This window comes from Thermodesulfomicrobium thermophilum DSM 16697 (assembly GCF_059568695.1).
Genome location: NZ_JCANTW010000014.1, coordinates 124,791 through 142,871 on the forward strand (window position 1 = coordinate 124,791; position 18,081 = coordinate 142,871).

The 18,081-nt window shown below is 61.9% G+C and carries 21 protein-coding genes; 16 read left to right on the forward strand and 5 right to left on the reverse strand.

Translation table 11 applies throughout. The annotated features are described in order from the left end of the window. Window positions 1-83: 83 nt before the first annotated feature. The gene (tgt, locus tag BR00_RS07925) at window positions 84-1,187 is read right to left on the reverse strand and encodes a tRNA guanosine(34) transglycosylase Tgt (RefSeq protein WP_496477053.1); all 1,104 of its coding nucleotides are present in this window, start codon (window positions 1,185-1,187) and stop codon (window positions 84-86) included. After that, the gene (nth, locus tag BR00_RS07930; RefSeq protein WP_496477054.1) at window positions 1,184-1,819 is read right to left on the reverse strand and encodes an endonuclease III; all 636 of its coding nucleotides are present in this window, start codon (window positions 1,817-1,819) and stop codon (window positions 1,184-1,186) included. Before nth ends, tgt begins: the two co-directional genes overlap by 4 nt. Here nth and cutA point away from each other — a divergent pair. The 12 genes from cutA (at window position 1,808) to BR00_RS07990 (ending at window position 11,318) form a co-directional block, all read left to right on the forward strand. Further along, entirely contained in the window at window positions 1,808-2,140 is a 333-nt protein-coding gene (cutA, locus tag BR00_RS07935) for a divalent-cation tolerance protein CutA (RefSeq protein WP_496477055.1), read from the forward strand. The genes nth and cutA overlap by 12 nt on opposite strands. 3 nt (window positions 2,141-2,143) lie before the next feature. Continuing rightward, window positions 2,144-3,472 (forward strand): tRNA (N6-isopentenyl adenosine(37)-C2)-methylthiotransferase MiaB, encoded by a 1,329-nt coding sequence (gene miaB / locus BR00_RS07940; RefSeq protein ID WP_496477056.1) that lies wholly within the window; start codon window positions 2,144-2,146, stop codon window positions 3,470-3,472. After that, on the forward strand, window positions 3,466-3,957 hold the full coding sequence (locus BR00_RS07945; protein WP_496477057.1) for a bifunctional nuclease family protein: 492 nt from the start codon (window positions 3,466-3,468) through the stop codon (window positions 3,955-3,957). The genes miaB and BR00_RS07945 overlap by 7 nt, the downstream gene beginning before the upstream one ends. Next, a complete protein-coding gene (locus BR00_RS07950) occupies window positions 3,954-4,607 on the forward strand; it encodes a histidinol phosphate phosphatase domain-containing protein (RefSeq protein ID WP_496477058.1) in 654 nt (217 codons plus the stop codon). Before BR00_RS07945 ends, BR00_RS07950 begins: the two co-directional genes overlap by 4 nt. Before the next feature lie 60 nt (window positions 4,608-4,667). Next, window positions 4,668-5,477 (forward strand): MotA/TolQ/ExbB proton channel family protein, encoded by an 810-nt coding sequence (locus BR00_RS07955; protein WP_496477059.1) that lies wholly within the window; start codon window positions 4,668-4,670, stop codon window positions 5,475-5,477. Window positions 5,478-5,480: 3 nt separating this feature from the next. Next, window positions 5,481-5,885: an ExbD/TolR family protein gene (locus tag BR00_RS07960; protein WP_496477060.1), complete on the forward strand. Its 405-nt coding sequence runs from the start codon at window positions 5,481-5,483 to the stop codon at window positions 5,883-5,885. Between the two features lie 18 nt (window positions 5,886-5,903). Beyond that, window positions 5,904-6,884, forward strand: coding sequence for an energy transducer TonB (locus BR00_RS07965; protein WP_496477061.1), 981 nt, complete (start codon window positions 5,904-5,906; stop codon window positions 6,882-6,884). Between the two features lie 13 nt (window positions 6,885-6,897). Then, window positions 6,898-8,217 (forward strand): hypothetical protein, encoded by a 1,320-nt coding sequence (locus BR00_RS07970; RefSeq protein WP_496477062.1) that lies wholly within the window; start codon window positions 6,898-6,900, stop codon window positions 8,215-8,217. 44 nt (window positions 8,218-8,261) lie between these two features. Next, window positions 8,262-8,771, forward strand: coding sequence for a peptidoglycan-associated lipoprotein Pal (pal, locus tag BR00_RS07975; protein WP_496477063.1), 510 nt, complete (start codon window positions 8,262-8,264; stop codon window positions 8,769-8,771). A gap of 164 nt (window positions 8,772-8,935) precedes the next feature. After that, window positions 8,936-9,703 (forward strand): ABC transporter ATP-binding protein, encoded by a 768-nt coding sequence (locus BR00_RS07980; protein WP_496477064.1) that lies wholly within the window; start codon window positions 8,936-8,938, stop codon window positions 9,701-9,703. After that, the gene (locus BR00_RS07985; protein WP_496477065.1) at window positions 9,691-10,869 is read left to right on the forward strand and encodes a SufB/SufD family protein; all 1,179 of its coding nucleotides are present in this window, start codon (window positions 9,691-9,693) and stop codon (window positions 10,867-10,869) included. The genes BR00_RS07980 and BR00_RS07985 overlap by 13 nt, the downstream gene beginning before the upstream one ends. Beyond that, complete coding sequence (locus BR00_RS07990) at window positions 10,869-11,318, forward strand: metal-dependent hydrolase (protein ID WP_496477066.1); 450 nt, start codon at window positions 10,869-10,871, stop codon at window positions 11,316-11,318. Before BR00_RS07985 ends, BR00_RS07990 begins: the two co-directional genes overlap by 1 nt. 7 nt (window positions 11,319-11,325) lie before the next feature. On the opposite strand, the gene BR00_RS07995 is transcribed toward BR00_RS07990, so the two are convergent. Both BR00_RS07995 and BR00_RS08000 read right to left on the reverse strand, forming a co-directional pair. After that, window positions 11,326-12,051 (reverse strand): J domain-containing protein, encoded by a 726-nt coding sequence (locus BR00_RS07995; protein WP_496477067.1) that lies wholly within the window; start codon window positions 12,049-12,051, stop codon window positions 11,326-11,328. Then, on the reverse strand, window positions 12,048-12,497 hold the full coding sequence (locus BR00_RS08000) for a YkgJ family cysteine cluster protein (protein WP_496477068.1): 450 nt from the start codon (window positions 12,495-12,497) through the stop codon (window positions 12,048-12,050). Before BR00_RS08000 ends, BR00_RS07995 begins: the two co-directional genes overlap by 4 nt. 118 nt (window positions 12,498-12,615) lie before the next feature. On the opposite strand from BR00_RS08000, the gene mqnC reads away from it, so the two are divergent. Genes mqnC through trhA form a run of 4 tightly spaced genes read left to right on the forward strand, consistent with a single transcriptional unit; the run spans window position 12,616 to window position 16,178 of the window. After that, window positions 12,616-13,644: a cyclic dehypoxanthinyl futalosine synthase gene (gene mqnC / locus BR00_RS08005; protein WP_496477069.1), complete on the forward strand. Its 1,029-nt coding sequence runs from the start codon at window positions 12,616-12,618 to the stop codon at window positions 13,642-13,644. A 1-nt stretch (window position 13,645) separates the two neighbouring features. After that, window positions 13,646-14,869: a M24 family metallopeptidase gene (locus tag BR00_RS08010; protein ID WP_496477070.1), complete on the forward strand. Its 1,224-nt coding sequence runs from the start codon at window positions 13,646-13,648 to the stop codon at window positions 14,867-14,869. A gap of 38 nt (window positions 14,870-14,907) precedes the next feature. Continuing rightward, a complete protein-coding gene (locus BR00_RS08015) occupies window positions 14,908-15,534 on the forward strand; it encodes an NYN domain-containing protein (protein ID WP_496477071.1) in 627 nt (208 codons plus the stop codon). Next, window positions 15,534-16,178 carry a PAQR family membrane homeostasis protein TrhA gene (trhA, locus tag BR00_RS08020; protein ID WP_496477072.1) on the forward strand — a complete coding sequence of 215 codons (645 nt, stop codon included), beginning with the start codon at window positions 15,534-15,536 and terminating at the stop codon, window positions 16,176-16,178. The genes BR00_RS08015 and trhA overlap by 1 nt, the downstream gene beginning before the upstream one ends. A 49-nt stretch (window positions 16,179-16,227) precedes the next feature. On the opposite strand, the gene BR00_RS08025 is transcribed toward trhA, so the two are convergent. Next, entirely contained in the window at window positions 16,228-18,033 is a 1,806-nt protein-coding gene (locus BR00_RS08025; protein ID WP_496477073.1) for a protein-disulfide reductase DsbD family protein, read from the reverse strand. Between the last annotated feature and the right edge of the window lie 48 nt (window positions 18,034-18,081).

Sequence of the window (18,081 nt, forward strand, 5' to 3'; positions counted from 1 at the left end):
ATCGGCAAAAGGATTTTCGCCTGATGCTGTTGGCAATCGCGCAACGCTGCAGGCAAAGAGCCTGGCAGCGCAGCACGCTGTGATTAGCGGTCGTAGAGGGCTTCGATTTCCGCTTGGAGCTGGGCGAAGGTCCCGGTTTCGATGGCGGTGCGCACCCGTTCCATGAGTCCCAGAAAATAGGCCAGGTTGTGGATGGTGTTGAGCCGGTAGGCGAGCAACTCCTGGGTGACGTAGAGGTGCCGCAGGTAGGCCCGGCTGAAGGTGCGGCAGGTGAAGCACGAGCAGGCGGGGTCCAGGGGCGAGTCGTCCTCGGCGTACTCGGCGCGCTTGATGGTGATGCGGCCAAGGCTCGTAAAGAGGGTGCCGTTGCGGGCGTTGCGGGTGGGGAGCACGCAGTCGAACATGTCGATGCCCGACGCCACGCCGCGCACCAAGTCCAGGGGCGTGCCCACGCCCATGAGGTAGCGTGGTTTGTCTGCGGGAAGCTCCGGGCCTATGGCCTCGAGGATTTCGAGCATCTCTTCTTTGGACTCCCCGACGCTGAGCCCCCCCAGGGCGTAGCCGTCGAAGGGGATGTCTGTGATCTGCATGAGGCTTTCTCGGCGCAGATCGAGAAAGAACCCGCCTTGCACGATGCCAAAGAGGAGCTGGGGGCTCTCTGCGGGGTGTGCTTCCCGGCAGCGCTTGGCCCAGCGGGTGGTGAGGGCCAGGGAGCGTTGGGTGTATTCGCGGTCCGCGCCGTAGGGCACACACTCGTCGAGGACCATCATGATGTCCGAGCCCAGGTTGGTCTGAATTTCGATGACCTTTTCCGGGGTGAAGAGGTGGCGTGAGCCATCGATGTGCGAGGCAAAAAGCACCCCTTCTTCGCTGATGCGCCTAAGCCCCGCCAGGCTGAAGACCTGGAACCCACCGGAATCGGTGAGGATGGGGCGCTCCCAGCTCATGAAGCGGTGCAGCCCGCCACGGCGGGCGATCAGGGCGTCGCCAGGGCGCAGGTAGAGGTGGTAGGTGTTGCCGAGAATGATCTGCGCGCCCACGTCACGCAGGTCTTGGGGGCAGACGGCCTTGACCGTGCCGCGGGTCCCCACGGGCATGAAGATGGGCGTTTGGATTTGGCCGTGGGCCGTGGTCAGTGTTCCTCGGCGGGCCTGGCCGTCGGTGGTGATGAGGGAAAAACAGGTCACTGGGCAACTCCGTTGCGCGGGCAGATGTCGGCAAGCGGGCAGGAGGTGCAGCGGGGCGAGCGCGCCGAGCAGACCTCGCGGCCGAAAAGCACGAGATAGTGGTTGAGATCGCCCCATGCGTGGCGGGGAAAGAGCTCCATGAGGTCGCGTTCGATGCGGTTCGGTTGGGTGGCCGTGGTGAGGCCTAGGCGGAAGCTCACGCGCTTGACATGGGTGTCCACGGCGATACCCTCGTGAATTCCGAAGGCGTTGGAGAGAACGATATTGGCGGTCTTGCGGGCCACTCCTGGTAGAGTGAGCAGCTCGGCCATGGTTTTGGGGACCTCGCCGCCAAAGCGTTCCTGGAGGACGCGCGCCGTGGCCTGCAGGTGTTTGGCCTTGGCGCGGAAAAATCCGGTGGAATGGATGACCTCTTCGATGTCCGCGAGCTCGGCCTGGGCAAGGTGCTCGGGTGAGGGCCAGCGGGCGAAGAGTTTTGGGGTAACCTGGTTCACTTGGGCATCGGTGGTCTGGGCAGAAAGCATGGTGGCCACCAGGAGTTCCCAAGGGGTGGACCAGGTGAGTTGGGTGCGCGGCGCCGGGTAGCGGGCGCACAAACGTTCGAGCACAGGGGAGGCGTAGTGGCTGCGCATGTGATGCTCTATGTCACGGTTCCGGATGAGAATACGGCCAAGGCCGTGGGCCAGGTACTCTTGGAAAACAGGGAGGCGGCGTGTGTCAATATCCTGCCGGGTATGCGCTCCATGTACTGGTGGGAGGGAGCCATTGAAGAGGCTCAGGAGGTGGTCCTGCTGGTCAAGACCTGCCGCCACGTGGTGGAAGCTGCCCGCCAGCGCATCGCGGCCATGCACCCGTATGCCGTGCCGTGCATCGTGGGCTGGGATATGCACTATGGCCATCCCCCGTTTTGGGACTGGCTGGAAGACCAGTGCGCTTCAGCACATCAGAGGTAAAGGGTGCGTTTCCATATCATCGTTATGGGTTGCCAGATGAACGAGGCCGACGCCTCGTGGCTTTCCCACGCCTTGACCGCCCGCGGGTGGGAGGAGGCGCCGGAGGACGATGCCCAGGTGTTCGTGGTATTGACCTGCAGTGTGCGGGAAAAGCCGGAGCACAAGGTCTTCTCCGTGCTGGGACGCCTTGCCCCGCGCCTGGGAGAAGACGGGTTTGTGGCCGTGGGCGGGTGCGTGGCCCAGCAATTGGGCGAGGGGCTGTGGCAGCGTTTTCCTGGCGTGCGCCTCGTGTTTGGTACCGACGGCACGAGCATGGTGCCGGACGCCATGCTTCGGGTGGCCCGGAATCCAGGGCAGCGCCTGAGCTTGCTCGATTTCGCCGATACCTACCCGGAGCGGGAACACAATCTGCCGGACACCGTTCCTGCTCAGGCGTATGTCTCCATCATGCAGGGGTGCGACAATTTTTGCGCGTACTGCATCGTCCCCTATACCCGCGGACGGCAGAAGTCGCGCCGGGCCGCCGCAGTGGTGGCCGAGTGTCAGGACCTGGTGGCCCGAGGGGCGCGGGAGATCACCTTGCTTGGCCAGAACGTCAATAGCTTCGGCCAGGACCCCAGCGGCGACGGCACGAGCTTTGCGGAGCTCCTCCGGCAGGTGGCGGCCATCCCTGGCCTTATGCGCCTGCGTTTCACCACCTCGCATCCCAAGGACCTCGCCCCAGAAGTGGTGGCTGCCTTTGCGGATCTGCCGAGTCTGTGTCCGCACGTGCATCTGCCGGTGCAGTCCGGGTCCAATGCGGTGCTGGCGGCCATGGGACGGCGCTATACTCGGGAGAAATACCTGGAAATCGTGGCCGCATTGCGGGCAGCGCGACCGGAGATCGCCTTGACTACGGACCTCATCGTGGGCTTTCCAGGGGAAAGCGCTGCGGACTTCGCCGACACCATGCGCTTGGTGGAGGAGGTGGGCTTTGCCTCGGGGTTTTCCTTCAAGTATTCGGACCGGCCAGGCACCCGGGCGGAAAAGCTTCCTTTCAAGGTCCCGGAAGAGGAAAAGGCCCGCCGTCTTGCCCTGCTGCAGGATGTCTTGGCCCAGGGCACGGCGCGTGACCTCGCGGCCCAAGTGGGTCGGGAGGTGGAAGTGCTGGTGGAAGGCCCGAGCCGCTCCCAGAGCGGACCGGTGCCGTGGTGGATGGGCCGGGAGGGAGGAAATCGTATCGTGCATTTTCCTTCGGCGGTTGCGGATTTGGTGGGCCGCTTGGTACGGGTGCGGGTACAGGAGTCCACGAAACATGCCCTGCGCGGGGAGGTGGTGGGGGAGCCATGGTAGCCATGCAGGTGTTTGGGTTGGCCTTGGATGAAGATTCCCAGGTGCCCATCTTGATTCTCAAAAGTGAAGAGGACGCGATCTTCCCCATTTGGATCGGGGCCATGGAGGCCATGGCCATTTCCATGGCCTTGAACAACCTGACGCCGCCTAGGCCCATGACCCACGATCTGCTGCTCTCCGTGGTGGAGAAACTGGGGTGTTCCTTGGTGGCGGTGGAGATCGTCTCTGTGGTGGAAGGGACGTACTACGCAGAGCTGGTGCTTGCCCGCGGCGAGGAGCGGATGCGTATCGACTGCCGGCCTTCGGACGGCGTCGCCTTGGCCCTGCGTGCCAAGGCCAAGATATTCGTCGCGCCTGAAGTGCTTGCCGCGGGTGCGGCTCGCGCCTCCCAGGATTTTCAGGAGGTCCTGACCGACGAGTCCAGCGAAAAGTGGACTGAGATCCTGGCCAAATATTCCCTCGACGACATCAAGTACAAGATGTGATTGCCGACCTCTGTGTGCATTCGTCCCTTTCCGATGGGAGCGCTTCCCCTGCGGCGATGCTTGCCCGCGCCCGCATGCTTGGGCTTCGGGCCGTTGCATTGGCAGAGCATGCCGATTGTGCCACCATGGCGCGGGTTCTGGAACACCTGCGTATGCTCAACGCCGCATATTCCGCCCTGTGGGACCTCGTGGTGGTGCCTGCAGTGGAGCTAACGGGCATTCCGCCTGCGGCCCTGGCCGAGGAGGTGGCCATGGCCCGAAGCATGGGCGCCCTGGTCGTGGTCCATGGGGAAGGGATGGGCGGGGCTGCCATGCCGGGCACCAATCTCGCGGCCATCGAGGCTGGAGCCGATGTGCTTGCGCATCCAGGATTGATCTCTGAGACCGAGGCCGCCCGGGCGGCGCAGACCGGTACTACGCTGATGATTACCGCCTGCCCGGGGCATTGCTTGGCCAATGGACATGTGTGGCGCCTCGCCAAGCAGTTTGGTGCGCCGGTGGTGGTGACCAGCGGCGCGCACCGGGAGGGAGAGCTTTTGGGGGCTCTCGGTCTTCGGGCCGTGGCTTTGGGGGCAGGCATGGAAGAAAAGGAGTGGCGGATATGCCAAACCCATGCCTGGACTCTTGCTTGTCGGGTGGGGCAGGTATAAGAGCGCGCAGCGTTGCCTGGGAGCTCCTTTCGAGGCAAAAAATCAGCAAAACGAGGCACGATGATGCAAGGTGCAGTGCAGGTGCAAACAGGAGTAGGTCCTGTGGTCAATGGTACTGGTGTGGCGGGGCAATCCCTGGACATGGCCCAAAACTTGGGAGGGCTTCCCGTCTCCACCGCGGTTCCGGAATTTGATTTCTGGCACATGGTAGCCAACGCCACGTGGGTGGTACAAGGCGTACTCCTGCTCTTGGTGCTCATGTCTCTGATAAGCTGGTCCATCATCTTTTTCAAAGTGATCCAGCTCAATCTCTACCGTCTGCGCACCATGCGGGAGCGGGAACTTTTCTTGGGCGCGGCCAATCTGGCCGATGGGGTGCAGCTTCTTCGCGAGCAGTCGGGGTCATGTCTCTATCCCTTGGCCAAGCTGGGGGTTGCCGAGCTCAAACGCCTGGAGAAATCCACCATCCATCCCAACCTCAAGTTCCGGGTGTCAGGTGAGAACCTGGAACGTGCCCTCCAGCAAGGGGTGCACGGGGTGATCACCGAGCTCTCGCGCACCATGACGTTTTTGGCCACCTGCGCCAACGCCTCTCCGTTTATCGGGCTTTTTGGCACCGTATGGGGGATCCTCAACTCTTTCCATGCCATCGGACAAATGAAGACAGCAGCCTTGGCCGCCGTGGCGCCGGGCATCTCCGAGGCTTTGGTGGCCACGGCCATCGGCCTGGGCGTGGCGATCCCGGCCTCTTTGGCCTACAACACTTTTACCGGTATGTTGGGCACCATTCAGTCGCACATGGAGCACTTCAGTGTGGACTTCTTGAACCGTGCCCAGCTCGAGCTCCCCTGGCTCGGGAAACGGGAGTAGGGTATGCACACCCATCGTGGCGGCCTTATCGCCGAGATCAACGTGACCCCGTTTGTGGATGTCATGTTGGTCCTTTTGATCATCTTTATGGTGACGGCCCCCATGCTCACCCAGGGGGTGGAGGTCGATCTTCCTGAGACCAAGACCGTAGAAACCTTGCCCGAGGACAGTGAGGCCGTGGTGCTTCATGTCCATAAAGATGGGACGGTGAAGCTGGACAAGTATGCCGTGGAGCTCTCCAATTTAGCTGGTCAGCTCAAGCGCATGGGGATTGCCAAGGATCGGATGCTGTATCTGCAGGCGGACAAAGAAGTGGCCTACGGTGTGGTGGTCAAGGTCATGGCAGAGATCCGTTCCGCCGGCATTCAGAAGCTCGGTGTCGTGGCAGAGCCGGAAGAGACCCCATAGGCGTATGGTGCCGAAACGATGTTGCGTCCCATCAGCGCCCTTCTGTCCGTAGGGCTCCATCTTGCGGTGCTTCTGCTCGCCTTGTGGGCGCCTTCGGAGCGGCATATCCGCATTGATTTGGACCAGCCGGTCTACGAAGTGAGCTTGCTTGGGGCTCCAGCCAAGGCGGGTGCGGGAAGTAAACCGAAGCCGTCTCCTGCCCCGGCCCCTGCCTCTGATGTTGCGGCCAAACCTGCACCGAAGCCGACCACAGTGGAAGAACCGCCGGCGCCGCCCAAGGCGGTGAAAAAGGAGTTGCCCAAAGAGGCAGCCCCCATTCCTGCGGAAAATGCCACCAAGACCGCGCAGAAAGAGGAAAAGCCCAAGGAAGCACCGAAGACTGAGCCGCCGAAGGAAGAGCCCAAAAAGGAAACGGCCAAAAAAGAAGAAGCGAAGAAAGAAGAGGCCAAGAAAAAAGACGAGCTTGCGAAGAACGCCACGGCCAAGACGGAAGTCAAGAACGCTACCGCCGCCAGCGCCAATGCCACCAAGAGCGCCAAGGATGTTGTCGCCGAGGCCTTGCAAAGTGTTCGTAAGGAAGCAGGCGGGAAAGGGAGCACGGGAGGCGGCGCTGCTTCTGACGCCCTGCAGGCGGCTTTGGCTGAGGTGCGAGGTGCTGTGGGCTCGGGTGCAGGAATGGGAACGGGCTCGGGCACCGGCGATGGCCGCGGCGAGGCGGAAGTCGGCGGTGGATTGGGAGGCGGCTATGCCCAGCAGGCCGTGGCGTTGATTCGTCCCAATTGGCGTTTTCCCCGCATCGGCTCCATCGATATGGTGGCTACTGTGGAGTTGACGGTCGCTCCCAATGGGCAGATTCTGGCAGCGCGTTTGTTGCAGAGCTCTGGCCGGGCGGACTATGATGCCTCGGTGCTCCGGGCCATTCAGGATACCGAGGCGTTGCCGCCCTTGCCCTCCGGTATTGGCCCGAAGATCGTGATCACCTTTCATAGCCTCGAGTAGAGGAGATATGTCTGTGCGCTTTGCCCTTTTTTTTGTACTGATTCAGGTTTTGTTGCTGCCCATGCCGGCGCGCGCGGGTGACGTCCTTACCGTGGACATCTACGGCCCGGGACAGACCAAGATCAACGTCCTGATCGCCGATCCCCTGCCTCGCGAAGCGGGCGCCTCGCTTGCGGCCGTGCCGGAAAATGCTCCGGCCACCTTGCAGCAATACATTCAGAGCAATTGTGCGTTCTTGCCGTTTTTCTCCATGGTGTCGGGTCGGGACGTGGTGGGCGGACCCCTGCCCGGCGGGTATGCGGCACCCAACATCGATTTCCAGCGCTTCAAGCTTTCCCGGGTAGACGTCCTGGTGACCGCAGCGTGGCAGCCCCGCTCGGGAGGGCTGGGGGATGTCGAGTTGCGCGCCTATGAAGTGTTCAGCGGCAGATTGATCGTGGGGCGCGGCTATACGGTACAAAATCGTCAGCAATTGCCGGAGGTGGCGGCGCGTTTTTGTGCGGACCTCATGGAGGCGCTCACCGGCCGCGGAGATTTTTTCCGCTCCAATTTGGCGTTCGTGAAGCGGGATGGGCAGCGCAAGCAGATTTTCATGTCCACGGCCCAGGGGGTTGGGGTGCAGCAGCTCACCAATCTCAATGGGGTGTGCATGAGCCCATCCTGGTCCCATGATGGACAGAAGTTGGTCTTTGCCTTCCTGGACCAGAAGGGGCACTCCATCTGCGAATGGAACCGCCAGACTCGTGAGTTGCGGCGCCTCAAGATGCCGGGAGCCACGGTGATTTCACCGACCTTTACCGCCCGGGGCACCATTGCCGTTACCTTGGACATGGGTGGGAGTCCGGACATCTATGAGCTGAATCCGGATTTTTCCATTGCCCGGGTGCTGGAGCAGAACTGGGGTATTGATGTGTCGCCTGATTTCGATCAGACTGGGACGAAGATGGTGTTCGTCTCCAATCGCCTCGGGAATCCGCAGGTTTTCGTGAAGGATCTTGTCTCGGGCGCGGTGTCCCGAGTGTCCTTTGATGGCAAATACAACACTGCTCCTTCCATCAGTCCGGACGGCAAACTCGTGGTGTATTCGCATCTCATCAATGGGTATCACAAATTGTTTTTGGCGGATTTGACTTCAGGGGTGGAGCGGCAATTGACTTTTGGGCCAGGGAGTGATGAAGATCCTTCGTGGTCCCCGGATGGGTACTTTATCGCCTTTGCCTCGAGCCGTGCTGGCGGGTATCAGATCTATGTGACCACCAAGCACGGCGATGAACCCATTTTGATCCCAACCGGACCTGGAGAGAGCTTCTCTCCGGCCTGGGGGAAGTTATAAGGCGTATTTTGTTCATTCTTAAATTGTCTTAGGAGGAAGTTGCTATGAAACGTTTTGGACTGTTGGGTGTGGCGTTGTTGGCCATGGGTTTGATGGTGGCTGGCGGTTGTGCCAAGAAAGTGAGCTCCACCCCCGCGGGTGCCTCGGCCTCGGTTTCCACCGACGCCGGCAATCAGGGTGGTCTGACGGAAGCGGAGCGTCAGAAGATGATGGCCATTGAGAAAATCCAGGCCAATCGGATTTACTTTGCCTTCGACTCCAACGAGCTGTCGCAGGAATCCCGGCAGATTCTTACGGAGAAGGCCGAGCTGATGAAGGCTAATCCTTCTCTGATTTTGGTCATCGAGGGGCATTGTGACGAGCGCGGCACCAACGAGTACAATATGGCCCTGGGTGAGCGTCGTGCCCGCGCTGCCAAGGATTTTCTGGCCCTCTCCGGTGTGGACGCAAGCCGCATCCAGACCATCAGCTACGGCGAAGAGCGGCCCATGTGCACCGAGCACAACGAGGCCTGCTGGTCCAAGAACCGTCGTGACGAGTTTCGCGCGCAGTAGCCTTGCAGTAGAATGACGTGTCTGAGGGCCAGCGGGGAAAAGACCTGCTGGCCCTCGGTATTTTTGTGCTGTTTTTTGGACGCTGGACTTTCCCGGGAGCCTCGTCTAACGGCCCTTTGCCTTCTGGGCGTGTTTTGAGACATTTAGCTCGCAAGGATTGCCTTATGCTCCGTATTGAAAACCTCCACGTGCGTGTGGGCGGCAAGGAAGTCCTCAAGGGGATCAATCTTGTCATCGAAGAAGGAGAGACGTTTATCCTCTTTGGCCCCAACGGCTCGGGAAAGACCACGCTGCTCATGACCCTGATGGGCTTTTCCGGCTATGAGGTCACCGAGGGGCGTATCCTGTTCAAGGGAGAGGACATCACCCATCTGCCCGTCTACGAGCGGGCGCGTCGGGGAATCGGGATGTCCTTCCAGCGTCCGCCCACCATCCATGGCCTCAAGACCCGGGATTTGGTGCGGCTTTGTGCCCGGGGCCGGGAGGTGGACGTAGAGACTTTGGCGCGCCGGGTGCATTTCGAGACCTTCTTGGACCGCGATATCAACGCCGGTTTTTCCGGAGGCGAGATCAAACGTTCGGAGCTCTTGCAGCTCATGGCCCAGGACCCGAGTCTGGTGCTCTTCGACGAACCGGAGTCGGGGGTGGATTTGGAAAATATGGCGCTCATCGGGCGCACCGTACGCGCTCTGCTCGACAAGACCGCGGATCCCTCCCCGGAGGTGAGCATGCGGGATCTGCGGCGCCGCAATACGACGTCGGGCCTCATCATCACGCACACCGGATATATCTTGGACTATGTCAACGCCGATCGCGGTCAGGTGATGTATCAGGGCGTCCTGTGCTGTGACACCCGTCCCACGCGGCCGCGGGATATTTTGGACCACATCTCCAAGTACGGCTACAAGGAGTGCATCCGATGCCTGAACTAAAGAGCCCTCAGGTGGATTTGAACGCCTTTCTTTTTCAGGGGAAAAATCCATCAACGGTGGATGATCCAAAGAACCTCGACGCCACGGAAAAGCATGAGCTGCGCATGGTTGGGGTGGATGTGGACTCCCCGCGGGCTGGGACGTTCTTGCAGTTTGACCATGCCCCGGTGCATTGTTCCTCTGCCCGTCCTGGAGTGGAGGTCTTGCCCATCCAAAAAGCCCTGGATCGCTACAACGGTTTGCCGGAATATTTCTGGCGCGCCGTGGACCCGGACAAGGATGATTTTACCCGTGCTGCGCGCCAGGAGCCACTGCATGGTGGATATTTCATCCGCGTGCAGCCTGGCGTCCATGTGGAAGAACCAGTGCAGACGTGTCTTTTCATCAAGGGCGATGCGGTTGGGCAGAACGTCCACAATATCGTGGTGGTGGAAGAAGGCGCCGAGGTGCACATCATCACCGGGTGCGCCACTTCGCATGGGGTGTCTTCCGCGCTGCACCTCGGTATTTCGGAATTTTACATCAAGCGCGGCGGCAAACTCACCTTCACCATGGTGCACAATTGGGGCAAAGAAGTCGCAGTGCGGCCGCGTACCGTGGGGATTGTGGAAGAAGACGGCGTCTTTTTGAGCAACTACGTGCTGCTCAAGGAGGTGCGTTCCGTGCAGTCGTATCCCACCATTCATCTCAATGGCCCAGGAGCGGTGGCGCGGTTCAATTCGGTGATCGTGGCGCCTTCGGGATCCCATGTGGATACAGGCAACCGCATCGTCCTCAATGCCCCAGGCACTCGGGGCGAGATCGTCTCCCGCACCATCACCACCGGCGGCACCATCATCGCCCGGGGCGAGATCATCGGCAATGCCGTGCCCGCACGGGGGCATCTCGAATGCAAGGGGCTCATCTTGGGGGACGGTGGCATCATCCACGCCATCCCGGAGCTGCGAGGCACCCGCGCGGGCGTGGAGCTTTCGCACGAAGCTGCGGTGGGGAAGATCGCCCAGGAAGAGATCGAATATCTCATGGCGCGTGGATTGGATGAAGACGAGGCCACCGCCACCATCGTGCGCGGTTTTCTCAACGTGGAGATCATGGGGCTGCCGCAGGAGCTGCGGGATTCCATCGACGCCACCATCGCCGAACTGGACGCCCACGACGCCATGTAATGCCGGGTACCCGCACGCATCTGGTTTGCGGTATAAGTCTTGGAGCGGCGGCGTGGTACGCGTTGCGTGCCGCGCACCGCTTCGATCCCTCGCCGACATCGTTGGCGGCCCTTGCCGCCTGTGTGGCCTTGGGGTCGGTGTTTCCGGATGTGGATACCGATTCCAAGGCCCGGCGTTTTTTTTACGCCGCCTTGTTTGTGCTGGACGCCGCCTTGCTGCTCTCCGGACAGGTGCGTTGGGCGGCGGTCTTGGGGCTGGTGGCTATGCTGCCCGCCATGGGCGCGCATCGGGGATGGACGCATCGTTGGTGGGCGGCGCTGGTGGTGCCGCTTGCGGTGCTGGGGGTGGCCGCCTGGCTTTTTTCCTGGCCACCTCCATCCTTGGGTCCGTACTACGCCGCCACGGTGCTTGGATATGCGAGCCACCTGGTGGTGGACCGCTTGTTCTAACGGACCTCTAGGGCCGGAGCTTGGCATAGAGCCGTAAGTACAGGTCTCCCTGCCACGGTCCAAGCCGACGGCCCAGACCTTTGAGGCGAATGGGCTTTCCCAGGCGAAAATCCCAGGGAAGGGTGAGCTCGACGGTGCGCGTCTGCCACGAGAGCGGCAGGCGCAGCGACAGGCGTAGCCGGGACCCAGGGGTGAGGTTGCGGGCCGGGACCTCCATGCTGTGGTGCACATCCAGTTGCGAGCGCGCCCAGTTTTGGAGGCGCGCCTTGAGCGAGGTCGGGGCAGGACTTTGGGGCCGTGCGCCCATCTCGGCGTTGCCCTCTTCCACCACGCTGGCGCCGGTACGCAGTTTCCGGAAGATATCTTCAAAGACCTGTTTGGCGAAGGGGTCATTCAAGATATCGCGCAGGATCTCTTCGTGGCGGGCGGAGAAGAACTCCGGGCTGGCGGCGCCTTTCGTGGACTGTGCCTTGGCGGCCTCTTCTTCGAAGATGGTTTCTGCGGAGTATTGCCGCTGGCCTTGCGTGGACGAGGGCCGCTCCAGATGGCGCTTGAGGGTGACGTAGGCCTCGTTGATGCGGGTGAAGCGTTCTGCGGCGACGCGGTCTCCTGGGTGAAGATCCGGGTGGTAGCGGAAGGCCAGGCGCCGGTACGCGGCCTTGACCGCGTCGAGATCCGCGTTGGGAGGCACTTCGAGCAGCCGGTAGCACTGGGAAAGGGTGGGGCGGCTCATGCCTCGTCCTCCGGAGGCAGTACCAGGGCGGCGGCTTCATCGGCGCGTCCGCTTTTGAGCAGTCCATGTTTCCGGAGGTAGCTGCGGCCTTCTTCGGCAAAGCGGGCGTGGCCGGCAGCCGGATTGATTCCCGGACAGGCGTCTTGGGCCAGTTCCCAACTGACGGCATCGAGGATATTGCCCCGGAAAAACGGCCAGGCGCGGCAGATGTCCGGCTTGGCGACGTGGACCCCACAGCCCACTCCGTTGACGAAAAAGACACAAAATCCATCCTCCCGGCAGCGTAGTACCCACTTGCGGCCTTGGGGTTGGGCGTATTGGGCGGTGAAGGCGCTTTCCTCCATGCCGAGATGGGCTGCCAGGCGCTGGCGTTCCGGGGCGGAGACGACGATGCCGCCTTGCCCTTGGCAGCACTGCCCACAGCGCTGGCACGTAAAAACGTCCATGCATCCTCCTTGTGTCTGCTGGCGGTGCCTTGGGCTTCAAGCACAGGCCATGGGCTTTGGCAAGCTGGGCTTGACCGTCCCCGACGCCCCCCGGTAGCGATACCTTCACGAGGTGCTTATGGAACGACTGACGCCTGCGCGTGCTTTGTATCTTTGGGATATGCACGATGTGTTCAGCCTGGGGCGCTTGGCGCACCAGCGCCGCATGGAGCTGCATCCAGACCCTGTGGTGACGTACATCGTGGATCGCAACATCAATTACACGAATGTCTGCTCCTGTGGATGTCGTTTTTGTGCCTTTTATCGTCCACCAGGAGACCCGGAAGGCTACGTGCTTTCCACAGAGGATTTGCTCGCCAAAATTCAGGAAACCGTGGATCTCGGCGGGTATCAGATTCTGCTGCAAGGCGGGATGCACCCCGACCTTCCCCTGTCGTGGTACGAAGAGATGCTGCGCGCCATCAAAAGGGTATATCCCGAGGTGGCGGTCCACGGCTTTTCCCCGCCGGAAATCTGGTTTTTGAGTCAGCAGGAAGGGCTTCCCGTGACCGAGGTGTTGGGTCGGCTGCGGCAGGCAGGGCTCGATTCCATGCCTGGCGGCGGGGCGGAGATCTTGGTGGACGCGGTGCGGGCGCGGGTATCTCCGCGTAAATGCACGGCGGCCCAGTGGTTGGCAGTCATGGAAGCGGCCCATGCCTTGGGCATGCGGACCACGGCCACCATGATGTTCGGCGCGGGAGAGACCATGGCCCAGCGGTTGGAGCACCTGGAGCGGCTGCGCGCCCTCCAAGACAAGACCGGCGGGTTCACGGCCTTCATCCCCTGGACGTTTCAGCCGAAAAACACCCAGATCGCCGCCACCGAGACCTCCTCCCACGAGTATCTTCGATTTTTGGCCTTGAGCCGCTTGTATTTGGATAATTTTATGAACATCCAGGCGTCCTGGGTGACGCAAGGCCCGCATGTGGGCCAGCTGGCCCTGTGGTGGGGAGCCAATGATTTCGGCTCCACCATGATCGAAGAAAACGTCGTGGCCGCAGCAGGAGTGCATTTTCGCCTCCCGGAGCCGGAACTGCGCATGCTCGTGGAGCGCGCTGGCTTTACTCCCAAACGCCGCACCATGGATTACACTATTATCGAGGACTGATATGCATTTCGAAGCATTGGAACGCCTCCCCGAGGAAGAGAGCGCCCAGCGCCTTGCGCGGTTGCGTTTTTTTCTGGAGCGAGATTATTCCCACCTGGATGGACTGCTCGTCTTTTCGCGAGTGAATCTCTACTATCTTACCGGATCCTTGGCCCAGGGTGTGGCCTGGGTGCCGCGGGAAGGGGCTGCGGTGCTGCTCTGCCGCCGCGGCGTGGAGCGGGCCTGGTTGGAATCTCCGTGGAGTGTGATACTGGAGTTCAAGTCCTTTTCCCAACTGGAGGGAATCTTGCGCGAGGCGGGCTCTCCCTTGGGGAAACGGGTAGGGGCCGAGATGCAGGGACTTTCGTGGGCCATGGGCGAGGTGCTCTCCCGCAAGCTCCCCCAGGTGCAGTTGGAGGCCGCCGACGGGGCCTTGGCCCGGACACGGGCAGTGAAGACCCCTTGGGAGCTTGCCAAGATGCGCCTTGCGGGCACCCGCCATCATCGTGCGCTCACGGAAGCGTTGCCCGAGCACATCCGGCCTGGCATGAGTGAGTGGCAAATCGCCCAGGCCGTATGGCAGTGCTTTTTCGCCCACGGCCACCATGGGCATATGCGTATGCAGGGCCAGGGGGAGGAGATCTTTTTGGGCCATGTGAGCGCTGGAGATTCGGGAAACTATCCCAGCGCCTTCAATGGGCCGCTTGGGGTGCGCGGCGTGCACCCTGCTTTGCCGCTGGTCGGATACGCCGGCGCGGTGTGGCAGGAGGATCAGCCCTTGGCCGTGGACTGCGGCTTTTGTGTGGAAGGGTATCATACCGACAAGACCCAGGTGTATTGGGCTTCGCAGGCCGTGGTGCCGGAGGCCGCCCGCCGTGCCCAGGAACTCTGCGAGGAAGTCCAGATGGAGATTGCCGCCCGCTTGGTGCCGGGGGCGATCCCCGCGGATTTGTACCGCATGGCGGTGCAAAAGGTGCTGCGTGCCGGCCTGGGTGAGGGGTTCATGGGCCTGGGCCGCAACAAGGTGGGCTTCGTCGGCCATGGTATTGGCCTGGCGGTGGACGAGTGGCCGGTCATTGCCCCAGGTTTTGACGAACCCTTGGAAGCGGGGATGACGCTGGCTTTGGAACCCAAGTTGGGCATCCCCGGGCTCGGCATGGTCGGGGTGGAAGACACCTTTGTGGTGACGCAATCCGGCGGTGCGCGTCTTACGGGTGAAGCCATCGGCCCGGTGTTTCTTGCCTGACGCGGGCAGGGAAGAAACACCGGAGGCGAGGAGGAATCGTGTCTCGACTGTGGCTCATTGATGCTGGGTATTTGTTCAACGCCCGCCATAGCGTGCGTCCTGGATATGAATTCAGTTATTTGAAGTTGCGGCATTACTTGGAATGCCAAGGACCCATTTGGAGAGCCTATTATTTCAACGCCAGTCCCAACCCTCCCAGCGATGCGCAGGACAATTTCCACCGCTGGTTGCGCAGCGGCCCGCCTTACGGTCCGAAGATCATCACCCAGATCTATCCCCTTCGGCAGCAACGGGCAGACAAGGCGTATTGCGAAGAGTGTGGCCAGAAGGTCGGCCTGCGCTGTCAGCATCAAGAAGAAAATGGTGCTCCCCACCGCGTGTACAACGAGATCCAAAAAGGTGTGGACGTGGGCATGGCCTTTCGTGCCCTCAGTCTTGCTGCGTATTATGAGACGCTCGTGCTCTCTTCCGGGGATGCGGACCTTGCCGATGTGGTGGATTATTTGGGGAGCAACGGCAAACGCATCGAGCTTGCGGTGTTTCGCGACGGCGTGTCCTCCGCGCTGCAGTGCCGTGCGGATCATATCTACTGGCTCAACGATGTGGCCGATACGCTGGAAAACATTCGGGAGGACGAGCGCGTCTCCAGTTTCGAGGAGGGGTGATGGCATCCGTTTCGCTCAAACACTATAGCCTGGGAGAGGAAATCGCCCATGCGACCATCCACGGTCTGGCAGCCCTGGGCGCGCTCGTGGGATTGGGGATCCTCGTTGCCCGGGCCGCGTCAGTGGGAGACCCCTGGCATGCCACCGCAGGGGTGGTCTTTGGTTTGACCATGACCGTGCTCTATACGGCGTCCACGCTCTATCACGCTATTGCGTCTCCGCAGGTCAAGCGTGTGCTGCGGGTGATCGATCATTGCGCCATCTTTGGGCTCATCGCCGGCACCTACACCCCGTTCATGGTAGGGGTCTTGCGTTCCGCCCTGGGGTTTACCTTGTGCGCCGCCATCTGGGGGTTGGCCATAGCGGGTATGGCGGCCAAGTGCTTGTGTTTTGAGCGCTTTCGCCGACTTTCCATCGTCATGTACGTGGGCATGGGCTGGTTGTGCCTGGTGGCGGGGCGCGCCTTGTTCGCCGCCCTTTCCCCGGAGAGCCGGTGGTGCCTGCTTGCCGGTGGGGTGGCCTACACGGCGGGGGTGCCGTTTTATGTGTGGAAAAGGCTGCCATACCACCACGCCGTGTGGCATGGTTTTGTGGTGGCAGGCAGTGTCTTCCACTACCTGGCGGTGCTGTGGGCCGTGGGGTGAGGCGGTGCGGCAGGGTGGCGCTGTCGCCGTACCCACGTGAGTCTCGGGCCTACTGATTTGGAGGGAGCCCCTCCCATTCCTGCTCCAGGGCCCGCTCCAGGGTGGCTTGGGAAAAGAGGTCCCGCAGGATGAGCGGGCTATTGGGCCGCGTGGGAGAAAAGATGGCGAGGAGCGGGATGGAGCGCGAGCCCAGGGCCGCAAGGAGCGCCATGTTCTGGGGGTCTTCGCGAGTCAGGTCCACGCGCATGAGGACCGCGCCGTATCGTTGGGCGATGGTGCTGCTCGTCTCGGCGGTGAGCACGGTTTTTTCCAAGAATTTGCAGTTGGGGCACCAATCCGCGGTGAAGTCGAGCAGCAGCGGGGTGGTGTGTCGCAGGGCTTCGAAGCGCTGGCGGTCAAAAGGCTGCCATGGGGTGGTGGTCGTTGTGGGGACCAAGAAGATCCACGCGCATAGGGCGGCCACCCCCAGAGCGGTGCTCCGCCAGAAGAGGCGCACATACGGAGATTGCTGCAAGCCCCCCCAGCGTCCCCACATCCAAGCGCAGATCGCGCATATCCATAAGAAGGCGAGTGTCGGCACGACGCGCTCTTGAGGAAGGAGCCCCAAGAGGTAGATGGTGGTGCCCAGAAGAAAGAAGCCCAGGCCGGTTTCCAGGTATTCCATCCAGGCCCCAGGACGGGGAAAGATGCGCATGAGTCCCGGGACGGCGGCGAGCACCAGATAGGGGCTCGCCATGCCTATCCCTGCGCACGCCAAGACCGTGACAATGACCAGCGGCGGTTGGATGAGGGTCCAGGCCAACACTCCGCCGAGAAAAGGGCCGCTGCACGGGGTTGCCAGTACGGTGGCAAGGAGTCCGGTGGTGAAGGAGTCAAGGGCCCCAGGGGCGCCTTCTGGCCGGGGTTTGGATTTGAGGTTGAGCAGGGGAAGATTGAGGAGCCCGAAAAGGCTCATGGCCAGGAGGAAGACGAGGATGGCGAGGGCGGTGATGGCGTTGGGGTTTTGGAAGATCTGTCCCCATGCCATGCCTGTGGCGCCGATGGCGAGGGCCAGGATACAAAAAAAGGAGATGATCCCTGCGGCAAAGGCCAGGTTGTGGACCCGGAAGGCGCGGGACGGGGAGGTTTCGTGGGCCGTGGGCATGAGCCCGCGCAATTTGAGCCCGATGACCGGCAGCACGCAGGGCATGAGGTTGAGAAGAAGCCCGGCGACCAGGGCAAGGGGAACGGCTGTGGCAAGGCTGTGGACCTCCAGTCCGGGATCGAAGACCCGCACCACAAAGGCGGACTCCAGAGGGCCGGGTTGGGGAGTCGTCTGTGCTTGGGGCGGTGTGGGCGCAGCTTGCTCGGCCTCAGGAAGGGAGCGGGCATAGAGGTCCCACCACGGCGTGTCTTGGGGCGTGCGCGCTGCAGCCAGGGCCGCCTCGGTGATGCGGGTTTGGAGCTTTCGGCGTACCGGCTGACAGGTGGTGTCTGAGCAGAGCAGTGTACGCACCGCTACCTGGAGCTCTCCGTGCACTTGGGGGAGGGGAAGGAAGATGGGCGTGGTGCCGGTATAGAGGAGCGCCGTGGCTCCAGGGGAGAGAGGATCCGGTGTGGGGATGCCCGGAGGATAGAGGGGCGCAAGGAGCGTGCCGTCCAAACGGGCGTCCACGCGCGTGGGAAATCCACTGGACCCTGGCGTGTTGGCATAGGCGTGCCAGCCGGGATGGGGGGTGAGCTCCAGCACGGCGAAGTTGCCTTCGGGGGCGCGCACGAGCACCAGGTCCATGTCCACAGGCTCCTCGGTCGCCATGGCTGCAGAACTCATGAGAAGCAGCAGGCCAAGGATGATGATTCGTGTCCAGTACCGCACGATGACCTCCAACCCTGTTCGTAGAGGCAAAGGCCGTTTTCCGGCAAG